Genomic DNA, 15,643 nt, shown 5'->3' on the forward strand with positions numbered 1-15,643 from the left:
GGCCGGCAGCCCGGCTCAGCGCGGCGCGGTGGCGGGCTTGCTGTCGACCACGCCGGGAATCTCTTTGGTCGGCCGGTCGAACTTGCCTTTCAGGTCGTCCACGCCGGACTGGGGCTTGGCCAGCGTCTGCAGGCCGGCGCGTTCCCGGCGCTTCTTCCCGGTGTCGGTGCCGAGCGCCTTGTCGCGCTTCCCGACCAGGCCGGGCAGGATCTCGCCGTCGCGGCTGAAAGACCATGCCAGCATCGGGTCGCCCAGCGGCAGCTTGTCGCCGGGCTGTCCGGCCATGCCGGTGTTCCAGAAATGCCAGGTTTTTCCATAGCTGTTCATCTTGGTCTTCATCAGCGACTTTTCCGCCGCCTGCGGTATGCCCGGCGCCACCAGCTGGCCGGACAGGATCTCGCCGTTGTGCGGATGCCAGTACCTGCGTTCTTCGTCGGGCAGGGTGGCAAACAGCTTTTCCGAGATGATGTACTCGACGCCATGCATGTTGGCCTTGGCCGTATTGCCGTCGAACAGCACGCACTGGGCAAAATCCTGGTTGACCTGGTGGCAGTAGTGATGGGCTTCCATCTGGGCCTGCGGCTGGTCCTTCATCGGGTGGAAGCCAACCAGGTAGATATCGAAGCCGCGCAGCGGCGCCTTGCCCTGCAACAGCTTGGCGCCGGCTTCCAGGGTGCGGGTTCTGGCTGTCTTGGGCTCGCCGCTGACGGCGGTCTTGGGTTCGTTGCTCTCCTGCGCATGGAGGGCAGGCGCCGCGATCAGCGCGGCGGCCAGGAACAGGCGGGCGCTGCCGGCAAGGGGGCGGGGCGTGGTCATGTCATTGCATCCTGTGGTGGGCTGTCGGAGTTAAGTGATGCTGGGCGCTGGGGACGCTGGGTTGGGCCAAGCCATGCGCCTGGCATTTCAATATACAAAAATATATAATATGGACGAGTAAAAAATCAGCGTGCATGTGCCGCTGCCATGACGACGGTCAAAGGGAAAGGATGACAACCACCGCCAATATCGATATCGAGCAGCTGCGCCAGGCCGCCGGCCAGGCCTGCGGGCTGGTGAAGGTGCTGGCCAATCCGGACCGTCCGCTGCTTCTGTGCCAGATGACGCAGGGCGAGTACTGCGTCGGCGAACTCGAGGAGGCGGCCGGGATCAGGCAGCCCACCCAGTCGCAGCAGCTGACCGTGCTGCGCGGCGAGGACATGGTCGCCACCCGGCGCGAGGGCAAGCAGATCTGCTGCCGCATCGCCAGCCGGGAAGCGCTGGCGGTGATGACGCTGCTTCATGCGCTCTACTGCGCACCGGAAAAGGAAAAGGAGAAGGCATCATGAACATCGACTGGACCCATTTCACGCCATGGGCCTCGCTGGCGGGCGGCATCCTGATCGGCGTCGCGGCGGCGGTCTTCATCCTCTTCAACGGCCGCATCGCCGGCATCAGCGGCATCCTCGGCGGATTGCTGCATCCGGCCAGGAACGACATCCTGTGGCGCATTGCCTTCCTGGCGGGCCTGGTGGTCGCGCCGCTGCTCTATGCCATGGTCAGTCCGCTGCCCGGAACCGTGGTGGATGCCGACGCCGGGATCCTGATTGTGGCCGGCCTGCTGGTGGGCGTGGGCACCCGCTATGGCGCCGGCTGCACCAGCGGCCATGGCGTCTGCGGCATCGCCCGGCTGTCGCCGCGCTCGCTGGTGGCCACCGCCTGCTTCATGGCGGCCGGCTTCGCCACCGTGTTCATCGTCCGCCACCTGCTCGCCTGAGGAGATCGCCATGCAGATCGTCACCGCACTGTTCGCCGGCCTGGTTTTCGGCATCGGGCTGATCCTGTCCGGCATGACCAACCCGGCCAAGGTGATTGGCTTCCTCGACCTGGCCGGCGACTGGGACCCGTCGCTGGCGCTGGTGATGGCGGGCGCCATCGCGGCGGCCTTCCTGCCGTTCCGGCTGGCCGGGCGCCGGTCGGGCGCGCTGCTCGGCGGGCCGATGCGGCTCCCGGCGGCCACCCGGATCGACCGCCGCCTGGCGCTGGGCAGCCTGGCATTCGGCGTGGGCTGGGGACTGGCCGGCTATTGCCCCGGCCCGGCGCTGGCCTCGCTGCTGTCGGGCGGCATCAAGCCGCTGGTCTTCGTGCTGGCGATGCTGGCCGGCATGGCCCTGTTCGAGTTGCTGGAATGGCGGCCGCGGGAAGGCCGGCACGAAACCGCCTGAACGCTGCCTGCATGCCTGCTGCGCCCGGCATGGTCCAACCCATCCACGGAGTTTTTTCATGCCGGAAATGATCAAGGTCGCTGGCCTGTTCGCACTGACCGCCCTGGCCGAAATCGTCGGCTGCTACCTGCCGTGGCTGGTGCTGCGCGACGCCAGAACGCCCTGGCTGCTGCTGCCGGCCGCGGCGTCGCTGGCGGCCTTCGCCTGGCTGCTCACGCTGCATCCCGCGGCGGCCGGCCGCACCTATGCAGCGTATGGCGGCATGTACATCGTGGTTGCCCTGCTGTGGCTGCGGGTGGTCGATGGCGTCGTCCTGAGTCGCTGGGACGTCGCCGGCGCGCTGCTGGCGCTGGCGGGCATGGCGGTGATCGCCTTGCAGCCGCAGTTGACATGACGGAATGACTGCCGGTGGCCTGGCTCGGCCAGGCATGCTCCCGGCGCCGGTGCGAGGCGCCGGAGGCGGCTGCGGGGTCGGCTGATATACTGGCGCGCTTTGCGGCAGCGCCGGCATGCAGGCGCACGCCGCCATCATCGACAACCCGGGGGTTAACACGATGCGGCACGGGAGGAGGCCGTCCTGGCAGCAGGACGGAACGGAGCCTGACTACCGGTTCTCGCTGGCCAACGAGAGAACCTATCTGGCCTGGATCAGGACCGCGCTGTCCATCCTGGCCGGCGCGGTGCTGGTGCACCAGTTCGCCAGCAGGCTCCATCCCAGGGGGTTGGTGCTTGCGGGGACGATATTCCTGTGCGGGCTGGCAGCGGGGCTGTGCGGCCTGGCCTATTTCCGCTGGCGGGCCAATGAAATCGCGATGCGCCATGCGCAGCCCTTGCCCTTTCCCCATGTGATTCCGCTGCTGTCCGTTTGCCTGCTCGCGCTTGGCGTCTTCGTCGGCGCGATGGTCGCCTTCACCTGAGCGCCGCCGTATCGTGCCCGACCATCATGTCCTGCCTCCCTATGACCCCGGCCTTCAGGCCGAACGGACCGTGCTGGCCTGGAGCCGCACCGCCTTTGCCTTCCTGGTCAATGCGATGCTGTGGCTGCGTGCCGGCCTCGCCGATGGCGACAGCGCGCTGCTGCTGTTCGGGGCCGCGCTGCTGGCGCTGGCCGCCGGCTTCCATGTCTGCGGCAAGCGGCGGGGCAGGGCATTGACCGCTGGCGACAGGCCCGTTGCGGCCCATCCCGCGCCGATGCGCGCACTGGCGCTCGGCGCGGCGCTGGCCTGCCTGCTGGCGGCGGTGGCCAGCGCTTATTTCGGCAAGGGCTGACAGGGCCTTGCCGGCGATTGCCATTTCCGGCTATTTCCGCGCCACCATGCCGACCAGCGCCGACATGCCGCTGTGCCGGCTGCCCTCGTCGAGCTGCGCATCATAGGACCGCATGTCGACGATACGCAGGCCGGCGAAGGCCGCCTTGAGCATGTCCTCGGTGTACAGATGCGACAGCACGCCGGGGCCGCCGGTCTTGTATTCGAGCTGCCTGGGCGTGTATCCCTGCAGCACCAGGAAGCCGCCTGGCTTCAGGGCTTTCACCATGCCGGCAAACAGCCTGTCGCGCATCGCCGGGTCGGCAAACTGCACGAAGATCGCCACCACGTAGTCATAGGCCTGCTCCTGCCAGGCCCAGTCATCAACGCTGCTGACATGGTAGGCAACGTCGACGCCGGCATCCCCGGCAAGGCGGCGCGCCTTGTCCACGCCCACCGGCGAAATATCGAACGCATCGACGATCAGCCCCTGCCGGGCCAGCCAGACGCTGTTGCGTCCTTCGCCATCGGCTACTGCGAGCGCCTTTTTGCCCGGCTGCAGCAGGCCGGCCTGGTCGGCGAGGTAGGCATTGGGCTCGGTGCCGAACACGAAGTCTGGGTCGCTGTAGCGCTGGTCCCAGGTTGCGGCGGATTGGAAGAAGGGGGCATCTGTCATGGCGTCTCCAGGTGAGGTAAGCATGGCCGGCTGGCGCCGCCAGTCAGCATAGTTGGCTTCGCGCCACCGGGCATGGCGGCTGCCGGATATGGCGATCGCCCAGGCCTGGGCGGCGGGAAGCGACAGGAATGACCGGTTTCCAGCGGTGCCGGCAAAGGTTTGCAACTAACGAAACGAGTTTTTAACAATTTTACTTGTCGCTGGGTTCGAGCTTAATCCATCTCAAATGCATGTGCATGAAGCGGGAGAATAGTGCCCACTTCATTGACGGGTTTTCGAAAGAGGCACTGATCGTTCGCTGGGACGGCCGGTCGTGCTTGCTTCCGTACGCGCCGCTGTAACGTGCGGACAGCAATGCTCCAGCCATCCCGGGCCAGCCCCGCCCTGCACATCTTGCAGGCCGCAAGAGCCGTTCACCTTCAGTCCCCCCGCCTGCGCCGTGCGCTCAACCACCGAGGAGACTGCTGTGCCCACGATCTCGTTTTTCCGTCGTGCCTGTTCCACCATGGCCAGCGTTGCACGGCTACGGCGCCGGCTTTGGGCCGCGCTGTGCCTGCTGCCGGTCGCTCCGGCACTGTTGGCTGCCAGCGTGCCGACCGGATTTTCCGACCGCCAGCTGTTCCTCGGCCTGACCAGCCCGACCGCGCTGGCGGCGCTGCCCGACAGCCGCCTGCTGGTGGTGCAGCAGAACGGCCTGATTCGCATGGTCAAGAACGATGCCGTACTTGCCACCAGCTTCTACCAGGTCGCCGATGTCGACTCGGCTTCCGAGCACGGCTGCCTGGGCGCCGTCGCCGACCCCGGCTTTGCCAATAACCATTTCGTCTATCTGTACTGCACGGTGCGCAACGCCACCGGCGTCAACAACCGCGTGCTGCGGGTGACGGAGGCAAACGACCGTGCGGTCGCCGGCAGCGAGCGGGTCATCCTCGATCTGCCGAACGCGCCCGCCGGCAACCGATTCCACATGGGCGGCGGACTGCGCTTTGGCGCCGATGGCAAGCTCTACATCTCGGTCGGCAACCACGAAGACGCCGTGCAGCCCTTCGCCAGCGCCAATTCGCAGCGGCTGGACACGCCCTTCGGCAAGATCCTGCGCATCAATGCCGACGGCACGGTGCCCGGCGACAATCCCTTCGTCGGCACCGCCGGCGCCTACCCGGCGGTCTGGGCGCTCGGCCTGCGCAACCCGTTCGCCATCGACGTGCAGCCCGGCACCGGGCTGTTCTACATCAACGACGTCGGCGAGGCCACCTGGGAAGAGATCAACCGTGGCCAGCGCGGCGCCAATTACGGCTGGCCGGCGGCGGAAGGCAATTCCTCGGACAGCCGTTTCACCAATCCGGTCTATGCCTACCAGCATGCCGGCGGCGCCTGCTCCGTGACCGGCGGCGCATTCTACAATCCGGCCGCGCCGCAGTTTCCGGCGCGTTTCATCGGCCGCTATTTCTTCGCCGATTTCTGCACCGGCCAGATCCGCAGCCTCGATCCCGCCGCCCCCGGCACGCCCGAAGCCTTTGCCGGCGCCATTGGCAATCCGATCGCGCTGGCTGTCACGCCCAACGGCGGACTGTACTACCTGGCGGGCAACCAGGGCACCGGCTCGCCGCAGCCGGGCGCCGGCTCGCTGGGCAAGATCAGCTTCAGCGCCAGCACCGCCCAGCTGCCGGGCATTGCGGCCGAACCGCAGGACCAGCTGGTGTCGATCGGCAGCACCGCCACCTTCAGCGTCAGCGCCAACAACGCCACTTCCTACCAGTGGCTGCGCAACGGCGCGCCGATCGCCGGCGCCACCGCGCCCAGCTACACCACGCCTCCCGCCAGCGCGGCCGACAGCAACTCGACCTTCCGGGTGCAGGTCGCCAATGCCTTCGGCAGCATCGAGTCGCGCTCGGCCACGCTGACCGTCACCAGCAACCGCGCACCGCTGGCCCGGATCGACACGCCAGCCGTCGGCGCCAGCTTCGCACCCGGCGAACTGGTGCGCTTCTCGGGCGCCGGCCTCGACCCCGACGACGGCAACCTGCCGCCCGCATCGCTGGTCTGGGACATCGACTTCCAGCACGATGCGCATGCCCATGACTTCCTCGGCCCGCTGACAGGCGCCGACGGCTCCTTTGTCGCCACCCCGTTCGAGGTCAATGAAGCCAACAGCTGGATACGCCTGCGCCTGACCGTCACCGATTCCACCGGCGCCACCGCCACCGCCACCCGCGACATCTACATGAAGCAGCAGATCACCGACTTCGCGCCGGCCGCGACGCCGGCCAGCGGCTGGGGTCCGGTCGAGAACAACCGCAGCAACGGCGAAGCCGCCGCCGGCGACGGCAACGCCATCACGCTGGGCGGCATACCGTATCCGCGCGGACTGGGCGTGCATGCGCCGTCGGAGGTGGTCTACAACCTTGCCGGCGCCTGCTCGGGCAGCTTCATCGCCGATGTCGGCGTGGACGACGAGGTGGGCGATCTCGGCAGCGTGGTATTCCAGGTGTGGCTCGATGGCGTGAAGGCCTACGACAGCGGCATCGTGCGCGGCGCCGACCTGCGGCGCAATGTCAACGTTGGCGTGGCGGGCAGGCAGCAGATGCGGCTGGTGGTGCTCGATGCCGGCGACGGCAACCAGTACGACCATGCCGACTGGGCCGGCGCCCGCGTCACCGGCTGCGGCGTGCCGGCGCTGCAGGCGTCGAACCTGCAGGTGGCCGACAATGCCAATGCGCCCGACTGGTCGCTGCGCACCGACCTGCAGGCCGGCGATGCGGTCTATGGCGACCGCGCCTATACCTTCCTGTCGATACCGGGCAACCTGCTGGGCGCCCAGTGGATACGCACCGCCAACGACTCCAAGAGCTACGCCGGCAATCCGCTGGCGTCCTTCACGCTCAACGCCGAGGCCGATGTCTATATCGCGCTGCAGAACGATCGCGGCGTGCCGTCCTGGGTCGACGACAGCTGGACCGATACCGGCGCCGAGGTCGCCACCCGCGAGGGCAGCGCCACACGCACCTACAGCGTGTTCCGCAAGCACTTCAACGCCGGCGGCGTGACGCTGGGACCGTGGAATTCGGTCACGAGCATGTACATGGTGATCATCCGCTAGGACCTGGCGGGCCGGCTTCTGATGTGACGCAAACCCGCGCGGCCCGGCTGCACAAGAATGGGCATGGTGGATGGACCGGCCAGTGCCGGCCCTTGTGGAGAATCCGGGAATCTCGCCATGCCATTGCCTCGAAGCCGCCGCCATGCCGGCGGCGCGCTGCTCTGTCTTCTGGGCCTGCTGCTGGCAGCCTGTGCGCTGGCCGGGCCGCCGCCGGTGACGCTGCTGGACATCGACGGCCCGATCGGCCCGGCCAGCGCCGATTACGTGGTGCGCGGCATGGCCCGCGCCGCCCGCGACGGCAGCCAGCTGGTGATCCTGCAGATGGACACGCCCGGCGGGCTGGACATTTCGATGCGCGCCATCGTCAAGGCCATCCTGTCCTCGCCGGTGCCGGTGGCGGGCCTGGTGGCGCCCGGCGGCGCGCGCGCCGCCAGCGCCGGCACCTATATCCTCTACGCCAGCCATATCGCGGCAATGGCGCCCGGCACCAACCTCGGCGCGGCCACCCCGGTGCAGATCGGCGCGCCGGGCATGGCGCCCGACGGCGACACGCCGCCTGACGCCGCCGGCAAGCCTCTATCGGCGCTGGCACGCAAGCATGTCAACGATGCCGCCGCCTATATCCGCGGCCTGGCGCAGCTGCGCGGGCGCAATGCCGACTGGGCCGAGCGCGCGGTGCGCGAGGCGGTCAGCCTGCCGGCCGAGGAGGCGCTGAAGCTGCGGGTGATCGACTACCTTGCCGCCGATAGCGAGGCGCTGGTGCGGCAGCTCGACGGCAGCAAGGTCACCGTGCTCGGCCAGGAAAGGCAGCTGCATACCGGCGGCGCCGCGCTGGCCCGGATCGAACCCGACTGGCGCGTCCGTCTGCTCTCCACCATCACCAGCCCGACCATCGCGCTGCTGCTGCTGACCGTCGGCGTGTATGGGCTGGTGTTCGAGTTCATCAGCCCCGGCGCGGTGGCGCCGGGCGTGGTCGGTGCGATCTCCCTTCTGCTCGCGCTGTACGGCCTGCAGCTGCTGCCGGTGAACTACGCCGGTCTGGCGCTGATCCTGCTGGCGCTGCTGCTGATGGTGGCCGAGGCTTTCCTGCCCAGCTACGGCGTGCTGGGCATCGGCGGCGTCGCGGCCTTCGTCGCGGGTGCGCTGATGCTGATCGATACCGACCTGCCGGGCTACGGCCTGCCGCCCGCACTGATCGCCGCCGTGGCGGTGGCAAGCGCGCTGCTGCTCGGCGCCATCGCCACCGTGGCGCTGAAAACCCGGCGCAGGCCGCGCATGGCCGGGCTGGACGACATGGTCGGCGGCATCGCCGAGGTGGAGGCGGCGCCCGGCGCGCCGCACGAAAGCTGGGTGCGGCTGCGCGGCGAGACCTGGCGCGTGGCCAGCCCCGTGCCGCTGCGCCACGGCCAGAGAGTGCGGGTGGTGGCGCGCCACGGCCTGCTGCTCGACGTGGTTCCGATCGACGACACGCAAGGAGAATCGCCATGCCCGCCACCCTGAGCCTCGGCGCCGGCGCCATCGTCATCCTGCTGCTGTTGCTGCTGGCCGTATCGATCCGGGTGCTGCGCGAATACGAGCGCGGCGTGGTGTTCCAGCTGGGCCGCTTCTGGGCGGTGAAGGGGCCGGGCCTGTTGATCCTGATCCCGGTGCTGCAGCAGATGGTGCGGGTCGACCTGCGCACCATCGTGCTGGACGTGCCGACCCAGGACGTGATCTCGCGCGACAACGTCTCGGTCAAGGTCAACGCGGTGCTGTACTTCCGCGTGGTCGATCCGGAAAAGGCCATCATCCAGGTCGCCAACTTCTTCGAGGCCACCAGCCAGCTGGCGCAGACCACGCTGCGCGCGGTGCTGGGCAAGCATGAACTGGACGAGATGCTGGCCGAGCGCGAGCGCCTCAACATCGACATCCAGCAGGTGCTCGACGCCCAGACCGATGCCTGGGGCATCAAGGTGGCCAATGTCGAGATCAAGCATGTGGATCTGGATGAATCGATGGTGCGGGCGATTGCCCGCCAGGCCGAGGCCGAGCGCGAGCGGCGCGCCAAGGTGATCCATGCCGAGGGCGAGCTGCAGGCATCGGAAAAGCTGATGCAGGCCGCCGAGGTGCTGGCGCGGCAGCCGGGCGCGATGCAGCTGCGCTACATGCAGACGCTGGCCAATATCGCCGGCGACAAGTCGTCGACCATCGTGTTCCCGCTGCCGGTCGAGCTGCTGACCGGGATGGCGGAACAGGCCCGCAAGGCCCCACCCGGGCGGACTGGTCCGGAGCCGGGCGCCTGAGCGGCGCCGGCCGCGCCGGCCGCGCCGGCCGCTGGCGGCGCGCTTGTCCGCACGCTAACAAGCCGGTCGGCGCCTCCGGTAGGATACGGGTTCCCTTTTTCTCTGGCGGCCGCCACTGCCGCCGCGATTGCCGATGACAGAGCCAGACATTTCCCTTTCCGCCGCCAGCGGGCAGGAAGACGCGCAGGATGCAGCCGCATCCGCTGAACAGTATGTGAACGCTGCCGGCGCGCGCCTGGTCAAGCTGGAGGGCCGCGTCTTCGTGCGCTTCACCGGCGAGGTCGAGGCCGACCTGCTGCGCATTCCCTACGACCTGGTGCCGGCCTATGGCGTGCTGGCCAAGCCGACCAAATGGCGCAAGATGGACGACGACGCCCGGCTCGCGCTGGTGCGGGAGCGGGTCACGCCGGAAGCCATGGAAGCGCTGCGCCGGCAGGTGGCGAGTTTCGTGCGCGAGATCGGGGAACGCGCCGGGGAAGCCGGTCTGGATGCCATGCCCTACCTGCAGTCGCTGGCCGGACAGGAGAGCGCCGACCCGGCGGAATTCGTGTTCGACCGCATCCGCCAGCGCCTGGACCATGCGATCGAGCGGGCGCAGGAAGAGCGCCATGCCGCGCTGACCCGCGAGAGCATCAACCTGGCCGAGTATCCGGATTCCTTCGAGGTGGCGCGCCGCCTGCCGCGCAAGTTCATCGCCGTGCTGGGCCCGACCAACTCGGGCAAGACCCACAAGGCGATGGAGGCTCTGATCCATGCCAGGAGCGGCGTCTACCTGGCGCCGCTGCGGCTGCTGGCGCTGGAAAACTACGAGCGCATGCAGGCGGCCCGGCCGCACGGCAAGGAACTGAAGGTCAGCCTGATCACCGGCGAGGAGCGCCGCGTCGAGGAAGGCGCGACCCATGTCGCCAGCACCGTCGAGATGCTCGACAGCCGCACCCGGGTCGAGGTCGCGGTGATCGACGAGATCCAGATGCTGGCCGACCGCGACCGCGGCGCGGCCTGGACCGCCGCCGTCTGCGGCGCGCCCGCCGCCACGGTGTACCTGGTCGGCGCGCCGGAAGCGCGCAAGGCGATCGAAGCCCTGGCCGACCGCCTGGAATGCCCGCTCGAAATCCACCTGCTCAAGCGCAAGGCGCCGCTGACGATGGAAGGCCAGGCCGTCAGGAAGCTGCGCAACTTCCGCCGCGGCGACGCCGTGATCGCGTTCTCGCGGCGCGAGGTGCTGATGTGGCGCGACATGATCGCCGAGACCGGCATGTCGGTCTCCACCGTCTACGGCAACCTGTCGCCGGAGGTGCGGCGCGCGCAGGCCCAGCGCTTCCGCGACGGCGAGGCCGATGTCGTGGTGGCGACCGACGCGCTGGCGATGGGCCTGAACATGCCGATCTCGCGGGTGGTGATGACCACCGCCGTGAAGTTCAACGGCGTCGAGGAGGAAGAGATCTCGGCGGCGCTGGCGCGCCAGATCGCTGGCCGCGCCGGGCGTTACGGCGTGCACGAGGAAGGCTTCGTCGCCGGCTACGACGAAGACACTCACCAGGTGATCGGCGCATTGCTGAAGGAAAAGCTGGCCCCGGTGCCCGCCACCAATTTTCCGGTTGCGCCGACGCTGGAGCATCTGCACCGGATTTCGTCCGTGACCGGCGAGCAGTCGCTGGTGCGGCTGTTGAAGCGCTTCGTGCACAACATCGATGTGCCGGACGGCTTTTTCTTTCCGCGCATTACCGAGGAGCAGTCGGAGCGGGCGCTGTGGCTGGACACGCTGCCGCTGGCGATCGCCGAAAAGTTCACCCTGTCCCTGGTGCCCATCGCCAGCCGCGTGCCCACGCTGCAGCTGGCATGGGAAGGCTGGGCCAGGGCATTGGCGAAGAAGCGGGCAATGAAACTCGAGGTCGACCCGCGCGAACTCGGCCGGCTGGGCCTGCAGGAAGTGGAAGACCAGTGCCGGCTCTATTCGGCCTATGCCTGGCTGGGCTATCGCTTGCCGGAGTACTTCCCCAGCGTGGAGGAAGCGCAGTCCCTGGCGCGTGCTGCTTCCGAGCGGGTGGATGCGATGCTGCAGGCGCAGAATGCGGCGGTGCGGCGGCAGGGAAAGAGGGGAAAGGGGAGATAAGGCGGAGCCTGTGCAACTGCAGTTGCCTTTGCCTTTATCTTTGCAATTGCAACATCAGAAGTGACTTAAGCCCCTTTTGTAGGGTGCAATACCCGAAGGGCATTGCACCACGGGCGCAAACCGGGATGGCATTGTCGGCCGGCTTCCTCGATCGACCAATGGTGCAATGCCCCTTCGGGGTATTGCACCCTACGAACTACGAACGGCAACTGCAACTGCGTCCGCTACCGTCCCTCTTCCACCTTGGAAGCGATCTTGAACACTCCATGACAACACAATTACAAGTCACCGTCGGCCAGCACTCCGACCGCGGACGCAAGGACATTAACCAGGACTTCCACGGCGCCCAACTGCCGAGGGAGCCGCTGCTTGCCACCAAGGGCATTGCGATTGCGCTGGCGGACGGCATCAGCAGCAGCGATGTCAGCCAGATCGCCAGCCAGGCCGCGGTTACCAGCGTGCTGGAGGACTATTACTGCACCTCGGAAGCCTGGTCGGTGAAGACCTCGGCCGAGAAGGTGCTGGCGGCGACGAACTCCTGGCTGCATGCCCAGAGCAGGCAGGGCCAGCACCGCTATGATCCCGACCGTGGCTATGTCTGCACCCTGTCGGCCATGGTGCTCAAGTCCGCCACCGCCTACCTGTTCCATGTGGGGGACTCGCGCATCTATCAGCTGCGCGAGCGCCGGCTGGAGCAGCTGACCAGCGACCACCGGCTGTGGGTATCGCGCGAGACCAGCTATCTGAGCCGGGCGCTGGGCATGAACCAGCAGGTCGACATCGACTTCCGCACACTGCAGCTGGAGACAGGCGACCTGTTCATGCTGGCCACCGATGGCGTGTATGACCATGTCGATGCCGGGTTCGTGTTCGATGCGATCGACCGCCATGCCGATGACCTCGACCAGGCGGCACGGCTGATCGTCGGGGAAGCGCTGCGCCGTGGCAGCGCCGATAACCTGACCGTGCAGCTGGTGCGCATCGATGCGCTGCCTGCGCCGGATGCCGCCGAGACGCTGCGCAAGCTGTCCGGCCTGCCGCCGGCGCCGATGCTGGCAGCGCGCATGGACTTCGATGGCTACACCATCGTGCGCGAAGTGCGATCCAGCAGCCGCAGCCATATCTTTCTGGCGCAGGACAAGGAGACCGGCGAACTGCAGATCCTGAAGACGCCATCGGTCGACCTGCAAGGCGACCCGGCCTACCTGGAAAGCCTGCTGATGGAGGAATGGATCGCGCGCCGCATCAGCAATGCCCATGTGCTCAAGGCCAGCCCGCAGACCAGGAAGCGCAATTATCTGTATGTGGCCACCGAGTTCATCGAAGGCCAGACGCTGTCGCAATGGATGCGGGACAATCCACGGCCCGACCTGGCCACGATGCGCGGCCTTATCGAACAGATCGCGCGTGGCCTGCTGGCGTTTCATCGCCTGGAGATGCTGCATCAGGATGTGCGTCCCGAGAACATCATGATCGATGCATCAGGCACGGTGAAGATCATCGACTTCGGCTCGACCCGGGTGGCTGGCCTGACCGAGACCGCGATGCGCCTGGAACGGGCCGAGATGCCGGGCACGGCGCAGTATGCCGCGCCCGAATACTTCCTGGGCGAGCGCGGCACGCCGCGCTCGGACCTGTATTCGCTCGGGGTGATTGCCTATCAGATCCTGACCGGGCGGCTGCCTTATGGCGCGCAGGTCGCCAAGTCCACCACCCGCGCGGCGCAGCGCAAGCTGCAATACCGCTCGGTGCTGGACGACCAGCGCGAGATTCCGGCCTGGGTGGACGAGACGCTGCGCCGCGCAGTGCACCCGGACCCGCAGAAGCGCTATCAGGAATTGTCCGAATTCCTGTACGACCTGCATCATCCGAACAAGGCCTACCTGCACCGCGGCCATACGCCGCTGGTGGAGCGCAATCCGGTGTTGTTCTGGAAGGGGGTCTCGCTGGCGCTGGGGTTGGCGCTGCTGTTCATGGCCGGGTTTGTCGTGATGGGAGGGAGGTAGCTTGCCCGGCATGTCCCCTGGCAAGCAAGGATAGTCCGGCCACAGATGTCGGCTGTCTGGGCTGCCAGTTCACGAACAGGCCGCCGGGCTGCCGTGCGCAACGTGTTGAACAACGTACCCCGGAGCCGGGGCAAGTGGGTATTCCTGAAAGAATATGACACTGCGGTTCTGGTTGAAACGGCGACCAGCGCGTTCAAAAGGACTTATCGCAGCGTTGACGTAAAAACGTCGTAAGTCCATTCGGGCGCTGGCTCAAAAAGGCTCATGAAAAAAGCGGGCTTCCGAAGAAGCCCGCTTCTCTCTCAACCCGACCGTGGTCAGGCTGTGTCCAGCATCAGGTCGCTGCCGCTGCGCCGCTTTCCCGCAGCATCAGGCTCTTGGAGAAGCTGACATGCTTGGCCAGCACCGGTCGCAGCATCATGATGGCCAGGAAGGCGGCGGTCAGGTCCATCATCGCCACGGTGTAGAGCACGGTGGACCAGGTGCCGGTGGCTTCCATCATCAGGTTGCCCAGCGGGACGAACAGCGCGCCGATACCCTTGGCGGTGTAGAGCACGCCGTAGATCTTGCCGATGTGCTTGGTGCCGAAGGCGTCGCCGGCCAGGGCCGAGAACAGCGAGTAGACTTCGCCCCAGGCCAGGAACACCACGCCGGACAGGATCAGGAAGGCCCACGGGTTGCTGCCGAAGTAGCCCAGCGCGATGATGCCCATGCCTTCCAGGGAGAACGCGATCACCATGGTCTTTTCGCGGCCGATGTTGTCCGAGATCCAGCCAAACAGCGGACGGGAAACGCCATTCATGATGCGGTCCAGCATCAGGGCCAGCGGCAGCGCCGCCATCACGAAGAAGTGCAGGTCGACCTGGAATTCCTTGACGCCGAGGTCCTTGGCGATCACGCCCAGCTGGGCCACTGCCATCATGCCGCCGGTGACGACCAGGATGAACATCACGAACATCAGCCAGAACAGCTTGGTCGACAGGGCTTCCTTCAGGGTGTAGTCGCGGGTCGCCTGGGTCAGCTTGGACGACGCCTTGACTTCGCTCTTGCTCGGCGAGCGCAGGAACCAGGCGGCGACGAAGGCCAGCGAGCCCTGCAGGATGCCGAAGAACAGGAAGGTGTGCTGGAAGCCCGAGGACTCGATCATGGCCGCGATCGGCAGGATGGTGGCGGCGGAGCCGGCGCCATAACCGCCGGCGGTCAGGCCCACGGCCAGGCCGCGGCGGTCCGGGAACCACTTCAGCGCATTGTTGATGCAGGTGGAGTAGATCGAGCCGACGCCGATGCCGCCCATGGCAGCGCCGACATAGAAGCCCAGGAGGCTGGTGGCCTGCGAATTGATCACCCAGGCGACGCCGATCATCACGGCGCCGAAGGCGACCATCACGCGGGGACCGAACTTGTCGATGAAGTGGCCTTCAATCGGCGCCAGCCAGGTCTGCACCAGCACGAACAGGGTGAAGGCAATCTGGATCTCGGCGCGCGCCCAGCCGAATTTGTCCTGGATCTCCGGCACGAACAGGGTCCATGCGTACTGGATATTGGCAGTGGCAATCATGCAGACCACGCCGACGATCAGCTGTATCCAGCGGGTCCGGTCGGAGGTGGCGGGAAGCGGGCGCTGCGCGTTCAGGGTAGCCTGGCTCATTTTGCGCTCCCCGTCACGCCGGATGCGGCGGCTGCGAACTGAAAGGTGTCAAACCAGCGCAGCGAGCCCGCGCTTCGAAAGGATGTTGCCTCAAGCATTTTTGTCTCCGTTAATCGTGTTGATGTTTGCTTGCTTGTCCCGGCCTTTTGCCTGCGCCGTGAACGACCATCTTTCTTATTGATTTTGATTACCTTTCTTCGAGCTCCCCAGCCCGGTGGCCACCGGGTGTTGAAGCGCTGTCGGAGCGGTAGGTGAGACGATTGTGGAAGAACGGATTTTGACTATCCTTGACCGCGGTTAAGTTTTGAAAATTTGTGGTGACGGCTTGATATCACCTCAAAAGAGGCCAAAGCAGCCGTGCTGGCAAGGC

General features: G+C 66.9%; 14 protein-coding genes. 11 read left to right on the plus strand and 3 right to left on the minus strand.

Annotated features, from left to right (window positions below):
- Positions 1-15 precede the first annotated feature (15 nt).
- Positions 16-816, minus strand: coding sequence for an OBAP family protein (locus IGW04_RS05050; RefSeq protein ID WP_194711942.1), 801 nt, complete (start codon positions 814-816; stop codon positions 16-18).
- Positions 817-986: 170 nt separating this feature from the next.
- Between IGW04_RS05050 and IGW04_RS05055 the strand changes: the two genes are divergently transcribed.
- The 6 genes from IGW04_RS05055 (at position 987) to IGW04_RS05080 (ending at position 3,470) form a co-directional block, all read left to right on the plus strand.
- Positions 987-1,325, plus strand: a complete 339-nt coding sequence (locus tag IGW04_RS05055) for an ArsR/SmtB family transcription factor (protein ID WP_194711943.1) — start codon at positions 987-989, stop codon at positions 1,323-1,325.
- Positions 1,322-1,753: a YeeE/YedE family protein gene (locus tag IGW04_RS05060; RefSeq protein ID WP_194711944.1), complete on the plus strand. Its 432-nt coding sequence runs from the start codon at positions 1,322-1,324 to the stop codon at positions 1,751-1,753. Before IGW04_RS05055 ends, IGW04_RS05060 begins: the two co-directional genes overlap by 4 nt.
- 10 nt (positions 1,754-1,763) lie before the next feature.
- A complete protein-coding gene (locus IGW04_RS05065; protein WP_194711945.1) occupies positions 1,764-2,201 on the plus strand; it encodes a YeeE/YedE family protein in 438 nt (145 codons plus the stop codon).
- A 58-nt stretch (positions 2,202-2,259) separates the two neighbouring features.
- A complete protein-coding gene (locus IGW04_RS05070; protein WP_194711946.1) occupies positions 2,260-2,595 on the plus strand; it encodes a YnfA family protein in 336 nt (111 codons plus the stop codon).
- 115 nt (positions 2,596-2,710) lie between these two features.
- Complete coding sequence (locus IGW04_RS05075; protein ID WP_228526862.1) at positions 2,711-3,118, plus strand: YidH family protein; 408 nt, start codon at positions 2,711-2,713, stop codon at positions 3,116-3,118.
- Positions 3,119-3,131: 13 nt separating this feature from the next.
- Positions 3,132-3,470 (plus strand): DUF202 domain-containing protein, encoded by a 339-nt coding sequence (locus IGW04_RS05080; RefSeq protein WP_194711947.1) that lies wholly within the window; start codon positions 3,132-3,134, stop codon positions 3,468-3,470.
- A 30-nt stretch (positions 3,471-3,500) separates the two neighbouring features.
- On the opposite strand, the gene IGW04_RS05085 is transcribed toward IGW04_RS05080, so the two are convergent.
- On the minus strand, positions 3,501-4,124 hold the full coding sequence (locus tag IGW04_RS05085; RefSeq protein WP_194711948.1) for a class I SAM-dependent methyltransferase: 624 nt from the start codon (positions 4,122-4,124) through the stop codon (positions 3,501-3,503).
- A 466-nt stretch (positions 4,125-4,590) separates the two neighbouring features.
- Here IGW04_RS05085 and IGW04_RS05090 point away from each other — a divergent pair, with 466 nt between their 5' ends.
- The 5 genes from IGW04_RS05090 to IGW04_RS05110 all read left to right on the plus strand — a co-directional run bounded on the left by IGW04_RS05090 (position 4,591) and on the right by IGW04_RS05110 (position 13,625).
- The gene (locus IGW04_RS05090; protein ID WP_194711949.1) at positions 4,591-7,224 is read left to right on the plus strand and encodes a PQQ-dependent sugar dehydrogenase; all 2,634 of its coding nucleotides are present in this window, start codon (positions 4,591-4,593) and stop codon (positions 7,222-7,224) included.
- 117 nt (positions 7,225-7,341) lie between these two features.
- On the plus strand, positions 7,342-8,724 hold the full coding sequence (locus IGW04_RS05095) for an NfeD family protein (protein WP_194711950.1): 1,383 nt from the start codon (positions 7,342-7,344) through the stop codon (positions 8,722-8,724).
- Positions 8,709-9,506, plus strand: a complete 798-nt coding sequence (locus IGW04_RS05100) for a slipin family protein (RefSeq protein ID WP_194711951.1) — start codon at positions 8,709-8,711, stop codon at positions 9,504-9,506. The genes IGW04_RS05095 and IGW04_RS05100 overlap by 16 nt, the downstream gene beginning before the upstream one ends.
- Before the next feature lie 133 nt (positions 9,507-9,639).
- A complete protein-coding gene (locus IGW04_RS05105) occupies positions 9,640-11,619 on the plus strand; it encodes a helicase-related protein (RefSeq protein ID WP_194711952.1) in 1,980 nt (659 codons plus the stop codon).
- Between the two features lie 266 nt (positions 11,620-11,885).
- Positions 11,886-13,625 (plus strand): bifunctional protein-serine/threonine kinase/phosphatase, encoded by a 1,740-nt coding sequence (locus IGW04_RS05110; protein WP_194711953.1) that lies wholly within the window; start codon positions 11,886-11,888, stop codon positions 13,623-13,625.
- A 334-nt stretch (positions 13,626-13,959) separates the two neighbouring features.
- Here IGW04_RS05110 and oxlT read toward each other — a convergent pair whose 3' ends face one another.
- Positions 13,960-15,273: an oxalate/formate MFS antiporter gene (oxlT, locus tag IGW04_RS05115; protein ID WP_194711954.1), complete on the minus strand. Its 1,314-nt coding sequence runs from the start codon at positions 15,271-15,273 to the stop codon at positions 13,960-13,962.
- Between the last annotated feature and the right edge of the window lie 370 nt (positions 15,274-15,643).

It is taken from the genome of Noviherbaspirillum soli (assembly GCF_015352955.1).
Lineage (GTDB): Bacteria > Pseudomonadota > Gammaproteobacteria > Burkholderiales > Burkholderiaceae_D > Noviherbaspirillum_A > Noviherbaspirillum_A soli.

What these genes read in the sequence shown, in the direction of transcription:
- IGW04_RS05105 (WP_194711952.1), top strand. Translation starts at nt 9,640, where the DNA reads ATGACAGAGCCAGACATTTCCCTTTCCGCCGCCAGCGGGCAGGAAGAC.
- IGW04_RS05085 (WP_194711948.1), bottom strand. Translation starts at nt 4,124, where the DNA reads ATGACAGATGCCCCCTTCTTCCAATCCGCCGCAACCTGGGACCAGCGC.
- IGW04_RS05110 (WP_194711953.1), top strand. Translation starts at nt 11,886, where the DNA reads ATGACAACACAATTACAAGTCACCGTCGGCCAGCACTCCGACCGCGGA.
- oxlT (WP_194711954.1), bottom strand. Translation starts at nt 15,273, where the DNA reads ATGAGCCAGGCTACCCTGAACGCGCAGCGCCCGCTTCCCGCCACCTCC.
- IGW04_RS05095 (WP_194711950.1), top strand. Translation starts at nt 7,342, where the DNA reads ATGCCATTGCCTCGAAGCCGCCGCCATGCCGGCGGCGCGCTGCTCTGT.
- IGW04_RS05100 (WP_194711951.1), top strand. Translation starts at nt 8,709, where the DNA reads ATGCCCGCCACCCTGAGCCTCGGCGCCGGCGCCATCGTCATCCTGCTG.
- IGW04_RS05050 (WP_194711942.1), bottom strand. Translation starts at nt 816, where the DNA reads ATGACCACGCCCCGCCCCCTTGCCGGCAGCGCCCGCCTGTTCCTGGCC.
- IGW04_RS05060 (WP_194711944.1), top strand. Translation starts at nt 1,322, where the DNA reads ATGAACATCGACTGGACCCATTTCACGCCATGGGCCTCGCTGGCGGGC.
- IGW04_RS05055 (WP_194711943.1), top strand. Translation starts at nt 987, where the DNA reads ATGACAACCACCGCCAATATCGATATCGAGCAGCTGCGCCAGGCCGCC.
- IGW04_RS05065 (WP_194711945.1), top strand. Translation starts at nt 1,764, where the DNA reads ATGCAGATCGTCACCGCACTGTTCGCCGGCCTGGTTTTCGGCATCGGG.
- IGW04_RS05075 (WP_228526862.1), top strand. Translation starts at nt 2,711, where the DNA reads ATGCAGGCGCACGCCGCCATCATCGACAACCCGGGGGTTAACACGATG.
- IGW04_RS05070 (WP_194711946.1), top strand. Translation starts at nt 2,260, where the DNA reads ATGCCGGAAATGATCAAGGTCGCTGGCCTGTTCGCACTGACCGCCCTG.